Source organism: Chryseobacterium sp. Leaf180 (assembly GCF_001424585.1).
Classification (GTDB): domain Bacteria; phylum Bacteroidota; class Bacteroidia; order Flavobacteriales; family Weeksellaceae; genus Chryseobacterium.
The window spans coordinates 245,094-262,434 of sequence record NZ_LMPJ01000010.1; the positions used below are offsets into that span (position 1 = coordinate 245,094).

The 17,341-nt window shown below is 40.2% G+C and carries 14 protein-coding genes; 5 read left to right on the plus strand and 9 right to left on the minus strand.

Translation table 11 applies throughout. The annotated features are described in order from the left end of the window. Positions 1 to 105: 105 nt before the first annotated feature. Positions 106 to 1,089 carry a PLP-dependent cysteine synthase family protein gene (locus ASG01_RS12200; protein ID WP_055864000.1) on the plus strand — a complete coding sequence of 328 codons (984 nt, stop codon included), beginning with the start codon at positions 106 to 108 and terminating at the stop codon, positions 1,087 to 1,089. Positions 1,090 to 1,104: 15 nt separating this feature from the next. Then, complete coding sequence (locus ASG01_RS12205; RefSeq protein ID WP_055864002.1) at positions 1,105 to 2,607, plus strand: T9SS type A sorting domain-containing protein; 1,503 nt, start codon at positions 1,105 to 1,107, stop codon at positions 2,605 to 2,607. A gap of 68 nt (positions 2,608 to 2,675) precedes the next feature. Here ASG01_RS12205 and ASG01_RS12210 read toward each other — a convergent pair whose 3' ends face one another. The 3 genes from ASG01_RS12210 to ASG01_RS12220 are packed head-to-tail and all read right to left on the minus strand — an operon-like array spanning position 2,676 to position 4,462. Beyond that, entirely contained in the window at positions 2,676 to 3,209 is a 534-nt protein-coding gene (locus ASG01_RS12210) for a hypothetical protein (protein ID WP_055864004.1), read from the minus strand. Between the two features lie 36 nt (positions 3,210 to 3,245). Then, a complete protein-coding gene (locus ASG01_RS12215) occupies positions 3,246 to 3,548 on the minus strand; it encodes a chaperone modulator CbpM (protein ID WP_055864006.1) in 303 nt (100 codons plus the stop codon). Then, positions 3,545 to 4,462 carry a DnaJ C-terminal domain-containing protein gene (locus ASG01_RS12220; RefSeq protein WP_055864008.1) on the minus strand — a complete coding sequence of 306 codons (918 nt, stop codon included), beginning with the start codon at positions 4,460 to 4,462 and terminating at the stop codon, positions 3,545 to 3,547. Before ASG01_RS12220 ends, ASG01_RS12215 begins: the two co-directional genes overlap by 4 nt. A gap of 183 nt (positions 4,463 to 4,645) precedes the next feature. Between ASG01_RS12220 and ASG01_RS12225 the strand changes: the two genes are divergently transcribed. The 3 genes from ASG01_RS12225 (at position 4,646) to ASG01_RS12235 (ending at position 10,593) form a co-directional block, all read left to right on the plus strand. Next, entirely contained in the window at positions 4,646 to 5,845 is a 1,200-nt protein-coding gene (locus ASG01_RS12225; RefSeq protein ID WP_055864010.1) for a dicarboxylate/amino acid:cation symporter, read from the plus strand. Positions 5,846 to 5,956: 111 nt separating this feature from the next. Next, entirely contained in the window at positions 5,957 to 6,448 is a 492-nt protein-coding gene (locus ASG01_RS12230; protein WP_238584551.1) for a hypothetical protein, read from the plus strand. Positions 6,449 to 6,798: 350 nt separating this feature from the next. Beyond that, on the plus strand, positions 6,799 to 10,593 hold the full coding sequence (locus ASG01_RS12235; protein WP_055864014.1) for a fibronectin type III domain-containing protein: 3,795 nt from the start codon (positions 6,799 to 6,801) through the stop codon (positions 10,591 to 10,593). A 201-nt stretch (positions 10,594 to 10,794) separates the two neighbouring features. Here the strand turns inward: ASG01_RS12235 and ASG01_RS12240 are convergent, their stop codons facing one another. The 6 genes from ASG01_RS12240 to ASG01_RS12265 all read right to left on the minus strand — a co-directional run bounded on the left by ASG01_RS12240 (position 10,795) and on the right by ASG01_RS12265 (position 17,334). Next, entirely contained in the window at positions 10,795 to 13,305 is a 2,511-nt protein-coding gene (locus tag ASG01_RS12240) for a M1 family metallopeptidase (protein WP_055864016.1), read from the minus strand. A gap of 15 nt (positions 13,306 to 13,320) precedes the next feature. Then, entirely contained in the window at positions 13,321 to 13,653 is a 333-nt protein-coding gene (locus tag ASG01_RS16245) for a hypothetical protein (RefSeq protein WP_238584552.1), read from the minus strand. Beyond that, a complete protein-coding gene (locus ASG01_RS12250; RefSeq protein WP_055864017.1) occupies positions 13,653 to 14,969 on the minus strand; it encodes a serine hydrolase domain-containing protein in 1,317 nt (438 codons plus the stop codon). The genes ASG01_RS16245 and ASG01_RS12250 overlap by 1 nt, the downstream gene beginning before the upstream one ends. 113 nt (positions 14,970 to 15,082) lie before the next feature. After that, on the minus strand, positions 15,083 to 15,877 hold the full coding sequence (locus ASG01_RS12255; RefSeq protein ID WP_055864019.1) for a thymidylate synthase: 795 nt from the start codon (positions 15,875 to 15,877) through the stop codon (positions 15,083 to 15,085). A 155-nt stretch (positions 15,878 to 16,032) separates the two neighbouring features. Further along, on the minus strand, positions 16,033 to 16,782 hold the full coding sequence (locus tag ASG01_RS12260) for an SDR family NAD(P)-dependent oxidoreductase (RefSeq protein ID WP_055864021.1): 750 nt from the start codon (positions 16,780 to 16,782) through the stop codon (positions 16,033 to 16,035). Between the two features lie 111 nt (positions 16,783 to 16,893). Beyond that, positions 16,894 to 17,334: a hypothetical protein gene (locus tag ASG01_RS12265; protein ID WP_055864023.1), complete on the minus strand. Its 441-nt coding sequence runs from the start codon at positions 17,332 to 17,334 to the stop codon at positions 16,894 to 16,896. Between the last annotated feature and the right edge of the window lie 7 nt (positions 17,335 to 17,341).

A 17,341-nucleotide genomic window follows, 5' to 3' on the forward strand; every position in this document is an offset into this window, starting at 1 on the left:
CAAATAAAATTTATAGAAGAAAATCTATGAATTAATTCAGAACAAAGTCATTCAAAAAAGCTTTTCATCAGAAAACCTTATCTTTGCCACGCATACAATAAGGATATGAAATACGCAAATAATATTTTAGAAACGATAGGCAATACGCCACTGGTGAAGCTGAACAGAGTTTTGGGAGAAGATTTTCCGGCATTGGTTCTGGCAAAAGTAGAAACTTTTAATCCGGGAAATTCGGTAAAGGACCGAATGGCCGTGAAAATGATTGAAGATGCTGAGAAAGACGGAAGACTGAAACCAGGCGGAACGATCATCGAAGGAACTTCCGGAAATACCGGAATGGGACTGGCTTTGGCCGCAATCATCAAAGGCTACAAGTGTATTTTCGTGACCAACTCAAAACAGTCGAAAGAGAAATGCGACATTCTCCGCGCTGTGGGTGCTGAAGTCATTGTTTGTCCGACTGATGTAAAACCTACCGATCCGCGTTCCTATTATTCAGTTTCAAAAAGACTGGCAAAAGAAACGGAAAACGGCTGGTATGTGAATCAGTACGACAATTTATCAAACCGTGCGGCGCATTATGAATCTACGGCTCCCGAAATCTGGGAGCAGACTGAAGGAAAACTCACTCATTTTCTCGTTGGAGCAGGAACAGGTGGGACGATTACAGGTTGTGGAATGTTTTTTAAAGAAAGAAATAAAGATATTCAGGTAATTGGAGTCGATACATACGGTTCGATATTAAAAGAAATTCATGAAACAGGCGAGGTGCACTTAGAAAACGCCTATACTTATATTACGGAAGGTATTGGTGAAGACATTCTCCCCGAAAATTTTGATATGTCGGTGATCGATCATTTTGAGAAAGTGACCGATAAAGACGGTGCCATTTACGCAAGAAAACTGGCGAAAGAAGAGGGGATTTTCTGCGGTTATTCTGCGGGAAGCGCCATGGCAGCATTGGTACAGATGAAAGATCAGTTTACCAAAGACGACGTTATTGTGGTATTGCTGCACGATCACGGTTCAAGATATGTGGGGAAGATCTACAACGACGATTGGATGCGCGAAATGGGCTGGCTGGAATAATATTTAAAAATAACTATGAAAAAACTTTTATTACTCGCGATACTTGTATCAGGTTTGTCTGTGAAGGCGCAGACTCCGGGAACGCTTGATACAAGTTTTGGCACAAACGGAACAGTAGAATTTGTCATCAATAATGCGCCTACAAGTTCGTTTCAGGGATTTTCTGCTTATGGAACGGTCGTTAATCCTGACAATTCCTTAATGAATGTCGGTATTACCGAATGGGGATGCAACGCAAACAGCAGCTATGAAGGCTATACATTAAAATTTACGGCAAACGGTCAGCTCGATCAGACTTTTGGTACCAACGGAAAGAAGAGTACCGGACAATCGTATGCTAATTCTTTACAAAGAATGCCTTCGGGATCTTATCTGGGTAAATATATCAACACCATCAGAAAGCTCGATGCTGCAGGAAATTTCGATACCAGCTTTCAGTATTCTCTGCCAACGATGAGAGATTTTAAACTTCTGGCGTCGGGTGATATTTTGACAAATTCAAATATTGTTTCAGGCAACACCTATTACCCATCTATTACTAAAGTAAATCCAAATGGAACCGTAAATACTGCCTTCGGAAACAATGGAACGCTGTCATTTTCGACATTGCTAGGTCTCAGAATCCTCTCTTTTGATATGGATGCTGCCGGAAACTACGTTTTCGTAGGAAGAAAAATGGTGCAGCCGGATTTTCCTAATAGTTCAAACACGAAAATTATTGTTATTAAAACCGATGCCAACGGAAATCTTCTTAACAGCTTTGGACAAAACGGCATCTACCTTTCAAGTATAGAAACTACAGAATCCTACTATCTTGAAGCTTTTGTACAGCCAGACAGCAGTATTGTGATTATCAGCAATTCATTTTCGCCATATCCTACACTCAAAACACACATGATGAAATTGAACAGCAGTGGCCAGCTGGATATGGCTTTCAGCAACGGTTTCAAAACAATGAGTAATACGTTTAATCTCAGACAGGCTTTTATTCACAACAATAAAATATACGCTTACGGCTTGGGAAGCACAAACAAATATTGTCTGACAAGATTTTCGATAAATGGCGTGCAGGAAACGGGTTTTAATAATACAGGATACATCGAATTTCCAATCATCAATACCAATTCTAAAACATCGACTGTCTATATGCAGAATGACAGGTTGATTATCAAAGAAAATGCAGATTACTATCCTTGCGGAAACAATAATTACAAGCTGTATCTCAGAAGATTTTTCATCGACAACAGCAATTTATCTGTCAATAACCTAGTGACTGATAATGACGATTCCGCTATCTATCCTAATCCTGCTAAAGGCAACTTCATTTTTATTAAGACCAAAAAACTTACTTCGCTTACTATCTTTTCTCAGGAAGGAAGGCTGATCAGAGAAATGAAAGACTTTTCTATGCAAGATAACACTCAGAAAATAGATATTTCGTCATTACCGAAAGGTGTCTATATGTTCCGTCTAAAAACTTCTGAAGGAGATTTCACCAGAAAAGTGATTAAAGAATAGCGGAAATTTCCATAATAAAAAAACTCAGAGTATTTTGCTCTGAGTTTTTTATTGATTGAAATTTAAACCTAACTGTTGATAATATTTTTCTCAACTGTCTTTTTTAAAAGCGAAAAATCTGCACCACTCATCGCTTTTTTTGGAAACATATAATTAAATTTTCCTTCCACCGCGATGTAATTATCATTAATTTCAGCGTTCTGAAAATCTTTCCAAAGACTGAATTCTGATTGCCCATTTAGATTGACACCAAAAGAATCTTTATCAAAAACAATTTCGTAGACCTTCGCCGATTCCAGTTTCTTCAAATATCCGGAAACTTCTTTTTTCCATTTTGAAACTTTATTGATCGCCAGCGAAAGATAAACCGCGCACAGCAGAAACAGAAAACTGACAAAATAAATAATCCCGAATTTCTCCTTACTTAAATCATTCCGAAAAATAATGAGCACTATCAGAATCGCTGCCACGACAAGTGTTGTAACCGTTTTACCTTTTGTAGAAGGCGAAAAAAAGAGACTTTTCTGATTTCCGGTAAAATAGATTTCTTCAAAATCCTTTCGGTTTACGGTAAGTGGAATGCGTTTTTCGTCGGTATTCATAAGCTGATATAGAATGTTTTCGCGTGCAAAACTAAATTAAATATCTTCAAACCCGCCACCAACTGCTGAAAGTTTCTGCCTCAACTCACGGTTGATGCGGTTCATTTCTTCTATTTTCCCAAGCATATGATGAATCACTTCCAGCCCGGGAAGATTGATCTCCAGATCGTAATGCCAGTTGGCAAAACGCTCAAAAACCGGCAGCTCTTCATAGATAAGGTAATGTGTTTCGTTGTCGGTTTCTACGTGGAGCAGACCGCTGTCTACCAGCGAATCAAAAAAGGTAACCTCAACATTATATATTTTCACGAGTTCGTCGCGCGATATTCTTTCTTTCATAACGATGAATTTTTAAGCTGATTAAATAGATCTTTCTGCTGCTCATTCAGGTTGGTCGGCAGTTTCACTTCGTAGGTCACAAAGAGATCACCAAACTCGCCTTCCTTTTTATACACCGGGAACCCTTTGCCTTTCAAGCGAACCGTTGTTCCGTTTTGAGTTTCAGGTTTTACTTTAAGATTAACCGTTCCGCCTAAGGTTTTTATGGAAACATCACCGCCAAGAACAGCCGTGTAAAGATCAATAGGAACTTTTGCTTTGAGATCATTGCCACTCCTTTCAAAATCTGCATCAGGTTTGATATTAAAAGTAATGTAGAGATCACCGTTTGGACCACCATTCACACCCGGACTTCCATGACCGCCAACTTTGATCTGCTGCCCGTCATATACACCAGCCGGAATTGTGATGCGCACTTTTTTACCGTTGATATCAAAAACCTGCGAATGCGTTTCTGCGGCATCACGAAGGCTCAGCGAGAGTTCAGCCTGCACATCCTGACCTTTAAATTTACCTGAAGCACTTCCCCGCGAGCTTCTTCCAAAACCTCCTGCTCCACCAAACATGCTCTGGAAAAAATCGGAATACGCTTCTCCTTCCCCGAAATCTGCACCTGAAAATCCACCTCCAAAATCCTGCTGACTGTACTGATGTTGCTGCTGTTGCTGCGCCTTTTCGTGCGCTTCGCCATGCTTCCAGTTTTCCCCATATTTATCATATTTGGCGCGGCTTTCAGCGTTACTCAGCACTTCATTGGCTTCATTAAGCTCTTTAAACTTTTTTTCAGCTTCTTTATCGCCGGGATTCAAATCGGGGTGCAGTTTCCTCGCGAGCTTGCGGTATGCTTTTTTGATATCGTCGGCGGTAGCATTTTTGCTGATGCCGAGGGTTTTGTAATAATCTATGTAAGCCATTGGCGAGTATTGTTTACTCAAATTTAAAACATTTAAGGCAGAAATTAAACCGCAGAACTGCAAAAATTACTTTTATCTTTGGTAAAATCATCAGCACATTAATATCAGTTTCGCTCTCAGAATCATAGCCAAACAATACTAAAAAGATGCATTTTTGTATCAGATCAAACCAAACCTATTGATATGAAAGAAATTTTAAAAAACTACTCCGGCATTCTGTTTCTGCTCATTGGCATCACTGTCGGTAGCTTTATAGGCATTTTAGCGCCGCAGATCGTAGTTTATCTGAAGCCTTTGGGTGATATTTTTCTGAATCTGCTTTTTGTAAGCGTAGTGCCGCTGGTCTATTTTGCGGTCGCCAATTCGATCTCATCTCTGGAGCAGCAGTCGCGTTTCGGGCGGATTTTATTTACAATGTCGTTTACTTTTCTGCTGTTTATTCTCATCTCGGCAGTGTTTACGGTTGCTGTTGTGTATCTTTTTCCGGTAAATTCGGTGCAGGGAAGTGTCGGCGAGATGCTCCAGCCGCAAAAAGAAACGTCATGGAACGACCGCATCGTCGGATTTTTCACCGTAGGCGAGTTTACCGAACTTTTCTCGCGCCGGAATATGCTCGCACTACTGATCTTTTCCTTTCTTACTGGTTTTTCTGCCCGGAAAGCAGGCGATGCCGGCAAACCTTTCAGGATATTTATCGCGTCGGGATATGAAGTGATGAAGGAACTTTTGATGATGATTATGAAAATCGCGCCGGTCGGGCTTGGAGCTTACTTTGCCTATCAGGTGGCAACCCTCGGGCCGCAGCTTTTTGGGTTTTATGCTAAACCTTTGGGCTTATATTATGTGGCAGGTATCATTTATTTCTTTGTCTTTTTTTCGCTGTATGCTTTTATTGCCAACGGACAAAACGGCGTGCGATCTTTCTGGAAGAATGCGCCACTGCCCACGCTCACGGCGCTCAGCACCTGCAGCAGTTTTGCAACAATGCCCGCGAATCTTGTCGCAGCATCAAAAATCGGTATTCCGGCGGCGATCGCCAATTTAGTTATTCCTGTCGGCACCACACTGCACAAAAATGGTTCGTCGATGTCTTCGATTATCAAGATTTATGTCGCGTTTCAGATTATCGGGCAGGATTTCTTTGAGCCGAACAATCTTCTGCTGGCGCTTGGCATCACTGTTTTCGTAAGTATAGTTGCGGGCGGCATTCCCAACGGCGGTTATGTGGGCGAAATGCTGATGATCTCGGTATATCAGCTGCCACAGGAAGCAGTTCCTGCGGTTATTATTCTCGGGACCCTCGTTGATCCGCTAGCCACTGTTTTAAATGCTGTGGGTGATGTTGTAGCAGCGATGTTTGTGAATCGCTTTGTGAAGGTTTGATTTAATATCTGGAAGAAATTTATTTTCGAATAAATATTGAACTGTTAATTGATGAATAAATTAAATAATTGTATAAGATCTTTCGTTAAAAATATTGGGCTTTACGAAGAGATGAGTTTTGAAACTGCGATGACTAAAGCCGATCTTGCCGAAATACTGAATAAAAAAATTTACCCAAGCACATTCAGTATTTTTGACAATGCCGAATATTCTATACCTACGAGATATGAATACAGTGGCTATGCAGACCAAAATGGATTCTTGGTAAGACGAAGAAGTTATTATTTTGACAGTAAAATCCCAAACCCCAACATCAAAGGAACATTCTATGAGAATAATGGAAAAACTGTCATTAAAATAGAATTTACGCCGACCAAGTATTTTATTATAGGCTTTGTGTTGATACCAATTCCATTTATTTTCTTTATCGCAAGCGTATTTGTAAGCAGTCCTGAAATGTCTTTCATCTTATTAATTCCATTGATTATCGTTATTTCTCATTATTTCGCTATGAAAAGAAATATAAAACGCGGTAAATACGACTTCGAAAGAGAGCTGAATTTTACTTTTGTAAAAAATAATGGATTTAGAATATTGAACTAAATATAAATTTTAATTACTAGCATAGATTTATGCTTTCATTGCACGTAGGATTTAATTTAATACTTTTTTGAATATTGATTCTTGTCAACTTATTTCCAAAGATCAATCCTTTTAAATAGAGTTCTATAATAGCAACCAGTGTCAGTCATAATGCGATTTAAGTAAATATTAAATAATCATTTTCCCAAATAAAGTACCACAAAAAAACAAAAATTTATTTCACGTAATATCGTAAAACTCGGTCTGAAGCGAAGAGTATCGAGAATAAGTCTAATTTAACAGTCTACAATGCAGGTATACAATAAAATTGCATTATTTTTGTTACATTAATAATATTAAATATATTAACAATGAAGAAGTTCTCTACTTATTTTATTTTGCTGCTTTTTGTCGTCTGCGCGGGCTTTGTCACGCGGTTTCAGGCACAGGCAGCTGCTACGGTACCGTACACGCAAAATTTTAATACTGCTAACGATTTTACGTTTTTGAACGGAACTCAGACCAATAAATGGTTTTACGGTACTGCGTTTGGAAATCCTGGCGGAGCGATTTACATCTCAAATAACAATGGTGTTGCTAACGAATATACAATTACCACCAACAATGTTGTTCAGGCATACCGTGATATTATCATCCCAGCAGGTACTACCGCAGCTAATGTTGCAACCCTAAATTTTAACTGGAAAGCTCAGGGTGAAAGTTGCTGCGATTACCTTCGTGTTTGGCTTGTTCCTGCTACATTTACACCTACTGTAGGGACTCAGATTACTGCGGGAGCAGGAAGAATACAGGTTGGGGGAAACCTAAACCTGCAGAACACGTGGCAAACGTTTAGTAATACTACACTCAATGTCTCAACTTTTGCAGGTACTACGATGCGATTGGTTTTCGAATGGCGAAATGACACAAGTATCGGTACACAGCCTGCAGGAGCAATCGACAATGTAGAGTTCTTGATTCCGACATGTACTGCACCTACAAATCTTGCAGTGGGCACAATTACGACAACCAATGCTACATTCAGCTGGACCGCTTTAACTCCAGCACCTGCGAACGGATATCAATACTATTTTTCAACATCAAGCACGCCACCAAACGCTGGCACTGCTCCAACAGGGACAACTGCTACCAACTCGGTAACGGTAAATACGCTTGCACCAAGCACCACTTACTTCTGGTGGGTACGCGCAGTTTGCAGCGGAACAGATAGCAGTACCTGGTCAGCGGGCGGAAGTTTTAATACTGTGCAAATTCCTGCTACTATGCCTTACACGCAACCATTCAATGCAGCGAATGATTTTGCATTAGTTAACGGGACCCAAACCAACAAATGGTTTTACGGAACAGCATTCGGTAACCCGGGCGGTTCGCTATATATTTCAGATAACAATGGTACTTCAAACAGCTATACGATTACCTCTACAAGTGTTGTACAGGCTTACCGTGACATCGCCGTTCCTGCAGGAACAACAGCGACAACGCCTGCTATTTTATCTTTCGACTGGAAGGCCGTGGGAGAAAGCAGTTTTGATTATATCAGAGTTTGGCTTGTACCGACTACATTTACACCAACTCCCGGAACACAGATAACTGCTGGAGCAGGAAGAATACAGGTTGGCGGAAATCTAAATCAGCAGGCTGGTTGGCAGAATTATATCAATACCAATGTAAATCTAGCCTCTTTCGCAGGTTCTACACTTCGTCTGGTTTTTGAATGGAGAAACGACGGCAGCGGAGGAACTCAGCCACCGGCTTCTATTGATAATATTAATCTGTTAATTCCTACATGCAAAGTACCAACCGGACTTACAGTTGGAACGGTAGCTGCCACTACAGCAGGAATTTCATGGACAGGAACAACGCCTGCGCCAGCACTTGGTTACCAGTATTATGTTTCGACAAGCTCGGCGCCACCTACAGGAGCAACAGTTCCGACAGGAACAACTACAGCGACCAATGCAACATTAAACAGTTTACTTCCAAATACGGTATATTATTTTTGGGTACGTGCGGTGTGTAGTACAACTGACAGCAGTTTGTGGATTACCGGACCTAGCTTTACCACGACTCAAATCCCGGCAACATTGCCTTATGTGCAGCCATTTACTGCCAATGACTTCGGCTTTACAACTGCTGGTCAAACCAACCAGTGGAAATGGGGAAGCGCAACAGGAAATCCCGCCAATGCAATCTATGTGTCGAATGATAATGGTGTAACAAACTCGTACAATCTCTCTTCGACCTCAGTAACGCACGCATACCGTGATATTGCAATACCTGCTGGAACGACTAATGCCACATTCTCATTTGACTGGAAAGCACAGGGTGAATCCACTTTAGATTACCTTCGAGTATGGCTGGTACCAGCTAATTTCTTACCTGTTGCAGGAACTCTAATTACTGCAGGAACAGGAAGAATTCAGGTGGGAACCAATTACAATCTTCAGGGAACCTGGCAGTCTTATTTAAATAATACTCAAAACCTCGGCACCTTTGCAGGAACAACAATGCGTCTGGTATTTGAGTGGAGAAACGACGGAAGTCTTGGAACTCAGCCACCGGCAGCAGTCGACAATGTAAGAATTTTGGTTTGCAGCACAGCGACACCAACGGTAACTTTAGGAGCTGTAACCTTCAATTCGGTTGTTGTAAACTGGAACCAGGATTTGGGTGGTGCTACATACATCATCAGATACCGACCTGTAGGATCAACCGCACCTTATCAAACATTAAACGTCGCTGCAGCACCTTTCCCTGCAACAACCAATACTTCTACAGTCACAGGACTTTTACCAGCAACTCAGTACGAAATTGGTGTCGCAGCGGTTTGTAACGGTACCGCAGGAAATTACACCAGCAATACCTTTACGACCAGATGTGATCCAACGCCTCCGACGGTAACGATCAGTAATGTTACTTCAACTTCTGCAGTAGTAACATGGAATCCATTAGCGGCAAGTTCGACTTACATCATCAGATGGAGACCGGTAGGAACGACAACGTGGAATACACCAACAGCTCCGGCACCACCGGCAAACTCAATTACATTAACAGGTTTAACCTCATTTGTAACATATGAAGTGCAGGTTGCCAACATCTGTAATGGTGAAACTGTTCCAAACCCATGGTCGAATACGGTCGTATTTACAACCGTGAGAGTTTGTGAAATTGCACCACCGGGACTTACGATTACGCAATTAAACCCGACGACAGCTGAAGTAACATGGGATCCTTTCCCGGGAGCGACTTCTTATACTTTGAGATACAGAAAAGTAGGATTGCCAGGATTTACAACTCTTACAGTGCCAACGAACACGTATATTATTACAGGTTTACTTGAACTGACGCAGTATGAAATGCAGGTTGCGAATGTTTGCGGAACTTCAAACGGAAACTTCACACCACTGTATTTATTTACAACGCCTACAATTACCTACTGTAACATGAGCAGTGGTAACTCAGCATCAGAATATATTTCGAAAGTTCGTGTAGTGCCGACCGGTAAAACAGTAATGGAGAACACTTCATTAGGCTCAAACTACACCAGCTACATCGGCGTTCAGGATAAACTGATTGAAATGATTCAGGGATCGGTAAACAACCAGATAACTGTTGATAAAGTTCTGAACGGCGGAGCCAACGGCGGCGTAGCGGTTTGGATTGACTTCAATAGAAATGGAATTTTTGATATCGATGAAAGGATTCTGGCATCAGGACCGAATAATTCTACTACTGCAACTGCGACGTTTACCGTGCCTACAAGTGCATTTGTGAGCAACAGCACCTTCCAGTATGTAGTAATGAGAGTCGCTTTGCAGAAAGATGGAATCCCAGTAAACTGTACCAATTTTGCCAATGGCGAAGTGGAAGATTACTCAGTAAGAATTTCTAAAGCACCACTTGCCAACTCGGTAGATCAGACGCAGATTATTCTGTATCCGAATCCTGTGAAAAGCGAGCTGAACATTAAAAACATCAGCAGAAAAGCCAATTACAAAATTTACAGTGCAGCCGGACAACTCGTTGGACAAGGTCTTATTGTAAATAATAAAGTAAACGTGATGGGACTGGTAAACGGACTTTATGTGATCGAAATTGAAGATGCACAGTTTGGAACCATCCAAAAGAAGTTCATCAAAGAATAGTTATTACAAATTGCTTTCGAGTAATCAAAAAAGAGCTGCATCGTAATGGTGCAGCTTTTTTTGTTTAAAAACTTTGAATGATAAACCTCGTAATTTTCAGAACTAATATCATTCATATTTCATTCTTAAATCTCTCCTTTTACAACTTTATACTACAAAAAAACACCTCCGAAGAGATGCTTTTAGATTAAATCTTAAATATTATTTAAAATCCTGTATCGCTTTGTTAAGCGTTTCGATCTGCACATTTATGCTTGCTGCCTTCTGCGGATTTTGCTTTAAAAGTTCCATCTTTTTCGCCACACCGTCTTTCAGCATGGTTCCGATCATCATTTTAGCCTGCGGATTTTGTGCAATTTCGCTCTTCGCCTGTCCAAGCAATTTGGTTATTGCCTGCGTCGCCGCAGGACTGTCGGTCGTCATAATCCAGTTGAAACCTTCTTCAGCAGTTTTGCCAAGTTCAGGATTCTGGAATTTCAAGAAAGGATAAAAAGTCACCAGCGGCACAATGTTTACCATCTGAGACTCGATTTTATTTTTCACCACAACCGGAAGCAGCTGTGCCATCATTTTGTCTGAAGCACCTTCTAGATTGATTTTATCGGCAAGCGCCGTAGCTCTTGAAGGATCAATGGAAAGTACTGCCGCAAGAGAATTCCCCTTCACCGAATTTGAAACGGCACCAACACCTTTTTCAAAAACCGGAAGATATTTCTTATCATTTGTTTTAGCCAAAGCAGCTATCGCTGCACCCTGAACTAAAGTTTTAGTATCATTCACAGCCAGTTTCTCAACATCAGAAGAAAAAGCTTTTGCCTGATCTGCATTCGACAAATCAATCATTTCCAAAGTCTTCATCCGCACCCTGAAATAAGGATCTTTCAGTGCTGCAGAAACCATTTTTGTCGCAGCAGAATTTTTTCCTACCTGATCTTTTGCTGCTTTCAATGCGTTGTAACGGCTTTTCAGTTCTTTCGAACCGGTAAACTGCATCAAAGCCTGTTCGGGAGTTTTTGTTTCGGTAATATCTGCCAATAAAACTCCGTCTGCATTGATATTAATTAATTCAGGATCTTTTGCTGCATTAAATGTGAACGTGTTTTTAGCTTCCGCTTTTACCCAAACTTTTTCACGACGCGGTTTACCGTTTTCGTAAACATCAATCACCAAAGGAAACTCGAAAGGCTGTTCCTGAGACTGATCAATCGAAACCGTCACCTGTTTTTTCACAGGTTCAAAAGTGGAACTGTAAGAGATTTTTGGATGTCCGCTCCCGAAATACCACTGATTGAAAAACCAATTCAGATCTCTCCCGGAAACTTTTTCAAATGATAGTCTCAGCTGATGCGCTTCGGCATTTCCGTATTCATAGGTTTTAAGATAATCATTCATTCCCGCGAAAAATGCATCGTCACCCAAATAATTTCTCAGCATATGAAGAATGCCTCCACCCTTTTGATACGTCACCAGATCAAAAACATCCTCGCGCGAATCATAATCAAAACGCACCAGATCTTTCTTAAAATCTCTCGGGTTGTGAATATAATTGTTGACATCCGTCATCTGATGATAGTCCGCCTGATCTTTTCCGTATTTAAATTCATTCCATAGATATTCAGAATAATTTGCAAAAGATTCGTTCACCGTAAGATTACTCCAGCTTTCAGCCGTCACAAGATCGCCAAACCAATGGTGGAAAAGCTCGTGCGCAATCGTATCTTCCCAAGTATTCTCGTCAACAAGCTGTCCAGGTTTCTGTAGAATATCACTGCCGTGAAGTGTTGCGGTCGTATTTTCCATTGCACCGCTCACGTAATCTCTTACAGAAATCTGGGCATACTTTGCCCACGGATAATCGTACCCCAGTTTTTTTGAGAAAAACTCGATCATTTCCGGCGTGTTTCCGTAGATCTGCTTTGCGTAAGGCTCATATTCTTTCTCAATATAATAATCTACCGGAATATTTCTCCACTTGTCTTTCACAATCGCGTACTCGCCCACTCCCATGAAAAAGAGGTAAGTCGAATGGCGCTTATCCATCACCCAATGATCGGTTCGTAAGCTGTTTCCTTCCTTTTTTGAATCTTTTAAAACTCCGTTGGAAAGGGTTACATATTTGTCAGGAACCGTCATGTAAATTTCCTGTGTAGTTTTCTGAATCGATTTATCAATCGTTGGAAACCATGCTGAAGAAGATTCTGTTTCGCCTTGCGTCCATATTTGCGTCGGCTTATCGGGATCAGTTCCCTGCGCGTTGATGAAATACAGACCTTTCGCATCGCTGATGGCCTGACTTCCTTCCTGCTTTACCTCGTTCGGGCGCGCGGTATATTTTATGTAAACCGTGTAATCCTGATTTTTAGAATACGTTTTATCTAAAGTGATTTTCAAAACATCATCTTTATAATCATATTTCAGCGCGGTTTTTCTTCCGTTGCTGTCAAGCGCCACTTCGTGAATGAGCATTCCTTTCGCATCAAGAATGAGCTCGTTGGTCGAATAGAAAAATGGCGAAGCTGTCAGCCATTCTTCACCGTTCATCTGCTCTTTCTGATAATCAAAACTGACTTTCAGTTTGGTATGTTTCAGCTCTGTAAGCTTAGTTGGTGTAGCGCGGTACACTTTTTCGCGACCGGAAGTTTCAGTCTGTGCAGAAACATTTCCCGCAAACATGGCTCCGAGAATTGCCACAGACATGATGAGTTTTTTCATGTGGATTATATGATTTTACTTAGTATTGATGGTTTGATTTCCTTCAGTTTCTGAGTTTGACTTAAGCTGAATATCTGCATCAGCAACTTTTTCCGGATGCGTTTCAGTGGAAGGTTCCTGCTTTTTTGCGCTGGTTTTCGTGAAAATTTCGAAAATATCATTCACCACCGTTTCGTAATCGCCTTTTTTAAGCTGTTCTTTCGTTTTTGCAAACGCTTTTTTCAGCTCACTTTCCGGATTTTTTTCATCGATAATTTCTACAGATTCTACACCTTTCATCATCGAAATTGCATTTTTCAGAAGCTGTGGATCAGCATTTTTTTCGGTGTTTATTTTTAAATAAATCATTACTGTTTTTTAAATGTAAAATTATTAGTACCCTGAGAAAATTTCATCGTCCCGCTCGGAGAATCAAAAATCAATTTTATGCCCGCCTGAGTAAATTCAAATTCTGTTTCTGAAACTGCATCCAGTGGAAAAGGCCCCTGACCTGTTGCCTGAGCATTTAAAACTCCGTTTTCAGTAAAAATTTTAATATCCAGCGGGAAACCTGCAGCTTTGTAAAGGCCTTCATATTTTTTTAAAATTTCAGCTTTTACAATGGTATTTTTAAATTCAGGTATTTTGAAGTCTTTTCCAAAAGCCGCAAATGTTATTTTTTCTAAAAGCTCCTGCGGATCTTCCGAAGACTGATTCGTGAGGTAACTTAAAGCAATATCCGCCTGCGGAAAATAATAAACTCCAGACCTGAAGCCGTCAATCACTCCTTCATGACCAAAACCAGCTTGATTTTCAAACTGATTTTTAACCAACCCAAAACCATAATCATCCTGAAATTCGGTCATCAGCTGAAGACTTTTTTTGGAAACCAGTTTGCCGTTTGCCAAAGCTTTTATAAATGTTATAAGTTCTGTAGAGGTGGAAACAATATTACCGGCACCGATGGGCACGCTCATGTCTGATTCCGGCACCGGCACGTACATACCTAAATATTGGTAAGACTGCGCCTGGTTTTCTGCTGTGTTGATTTTGCCGCCGACCTTTGTTTTTTCAAGTTTCAGGGGTTTTGTAATCATTTTTTCAACCAGTTCAGCATACGGTTTTAAATAAATTTTTTCTAAGATCAGACCCAAAAGAATATAATTGGAATTACTGTAGGCGTACTTTTTTCCAGGCTCGAAATCGCTGGGAAACTTTTTTATAAATGAAACAAGCGCACTTCCAGTCTGTGGTTTCATGTAAATATTGAGAAAATCACTGTCCTCAGTAAGATTATGAATGCCACTTCTGTGCTGCAGCAGATTCTTTACGGTGATCTTTTCCGCATTGGGGATTTCCGGATAGTACTGTGAAAGTTTGGTATCCGTTGAGATCTTTCCTGTTTCCACTGCCTTCATTATTAAAACCGCTGTAAAAGTTTTAGAAACCGAACCCACACGGTATTCCGTATTCATATTGGCTTTCTGTTGCTTCGGTACATCTGCCATCCCAACAACTTTTAGAAACACTGAATTATTACGATCAGATATCGCAAAACTACCCATGACCTTGTGATGCACATACAAACTGTCTATATACGCAGCCAACTTTTCGCGTGGTTTGGTCTGAGAAAACATGCATCCGTAAAACCCGAGAATTGTAAAAAGATATATTTTTTTCAGCATATCATAAATTTACAGATAGGTTGAGAATTCCGATGATTTGTTACAAAAAAAGTGAAGTTTTCAGGCTTCACTTTTTTATTTATTAACTATTTAAAACAGTTTCTTTTAAATATCTAAATCGCAACTGGTGCTTTAATTCCCGGATGAGGATCGTAATTTTCAAGTGTAAAATCTTCAAAAGTAAAATCAAAAATATTTTTAATTTCAGGATTCAGTTTCATTGTTGGCAAAGCTTTTGGCTCGCGCGAAAGCTGTCTTTCAACCTGTTCAAAATGATTATTGTAAATATGAACATCGCCAAAAGTATGAATGTAATCGCCCACTTTAAGATCACATACCTGAGCAACCATCATTAATAAAAGCGCATAACTGGCAATATTGAACGGCACACCAAGAAAAACATCGGCACTTCTTTGATACAACTGAAGCGAAAGTTTGCCGTCAGCAACATAAAACTGAAATAATGCGTGACAGGGCGCCAAAGCCATATTCGGAATTTCTGCAACATTCCATGCAGAAACAATCAGTCTGCGGGAATCGGGATTTTTTTTAATCTGATCAATCACCTCAGAAATCTGATCAACAATTTTGCCATCGGCGCCGCTCCAGCTTCTCCACTGCGCGCCGTATACCGGACCGAGATCACCATTTTCATCGGCCCATTCATTCCAGATCGAAACGCCGTTGTCAGTTAAATATTTAATGTTTGTATCGCCTTTCAAAAACCAGAGCAACTCATAAATAATCGACTTTAAATGCACTTTTTTGGTCGTAACCAAAGGAAAACCTTCAGATAAATCGTAGCGTAGCTGATAACCAAAAATACTTCTGGTGCCCGTTCCGGTGCGATCGGTTTTATCGGTTCCGTTTTCTTTGATGTGACGTAAAAGATCAAGATAGTTTTTCATTTAATCTGGAAAAAATTAAAAAAAAGCAATTTAAAAATTGAAATGGAGATTGCAAATTTAGACAAATATCAAGAAAATTTACCCAAAAGATCACAAAAATAGGCATGTCTAAAGTAGAGAATGCCTTAATAATTAATCCTGAATAAATCTGTTACTTAAATTGCTGTATAACCGCCGTCTACCAAATAATAGCCGCCCGTCATAAAAGAAGCTTTGTCTGAACTCAAGAAAAGCACCAATTCTGCAACTTCCTGTGAAGTTCCAAGTCTTCCCATCGGATGTTTGGCTATCAGCGCTTCTTTCATATCTCCGCTGGCACTCTCCAGCAAAGGTGTCTCGATATAAGCAGGCCCAACGGAATTGCATCTGATATTTTTCTTTCCGTACTCTGCGCCTATATTTTTGGTTAATCCTACGACCGCATGTTTCGCACTGGTGTATGCAGATGAAAGCGGTGCTGCCACACTGCCATGAATCGAAGCAATATTCACGATTGCGCCGCCGCCATTTTTTTCCATCTGCTGAAGCTGATATTTGCAGCCATAAAAAACACCGTCCAGATTTATATTTAAGACTTTTCGCCAGTTTTCCAGAGAATAATCTCCGGTAAGATTTTGGTCGCCACCAATTCCGGCATTGTTGCAGGCAATATCCAGTCTGCCGTATTTTTCCACGGTAGACTGTACTAGATTTTCTACCTGAGTTGCATCAGAAGTATCAGCTTTTACAAAAAAAGCTTCCCCACCATCTGCTTTAATCTTTTCTACAGCCTGTTTTCCGTGTTCATCATTTATGTCTGACACAACTACTTTTGCACCTTCTTTGGCGTATAATTCCGCTATTGCCAAGCCGATTCCGGATCCGGCGCCTGTAACAAGTGCAACTTTGTTTTCTAAAATTCCCATAATATTTTATATTTTGATGTTTAAATTCATCATAAATTTACGGAAATTCTTTATTGTCTCAATTTTATTTAATAATAATTTTTTCTTAAATTCTGTCTATAAATTTCTAAATTACAAAACATTAAGAATTTTCTGCTGCATATTGTTGACAGCAAAAAGATCACCAGCAGTTTTACCATGCATCGCTTTTGCCAATGGAGAATCTGCTGAGACCGTCATGATTTTCTGATCTTCAAAAATAATTTCTCCCGCAGATACAGAAATATAAAAAAGTCCGTTTTCTGTTTGTATCAGAGCACCAGTCTGTACTCTTGAGCAGTTCTCTGTATTTAATTTCTGAAGTACATCCTGTTGTTTCAGCACTTCATTCAGCTGTCTCTGCACATTGTTGATTTCCTGCTGCAGCATTTCTCGCCCCGTTTCGTATTTGTCGCCCATCGAACTTTTGGTATCATTGCTTGAAGCGCGGGTTTCGGAAATCAGATTTTCAAAAGTCTGGATTTTCTCTGAAATTTTTTCTTTCAGAATATTTAAAATTTGTGCTTTCTGCATTTTAAAA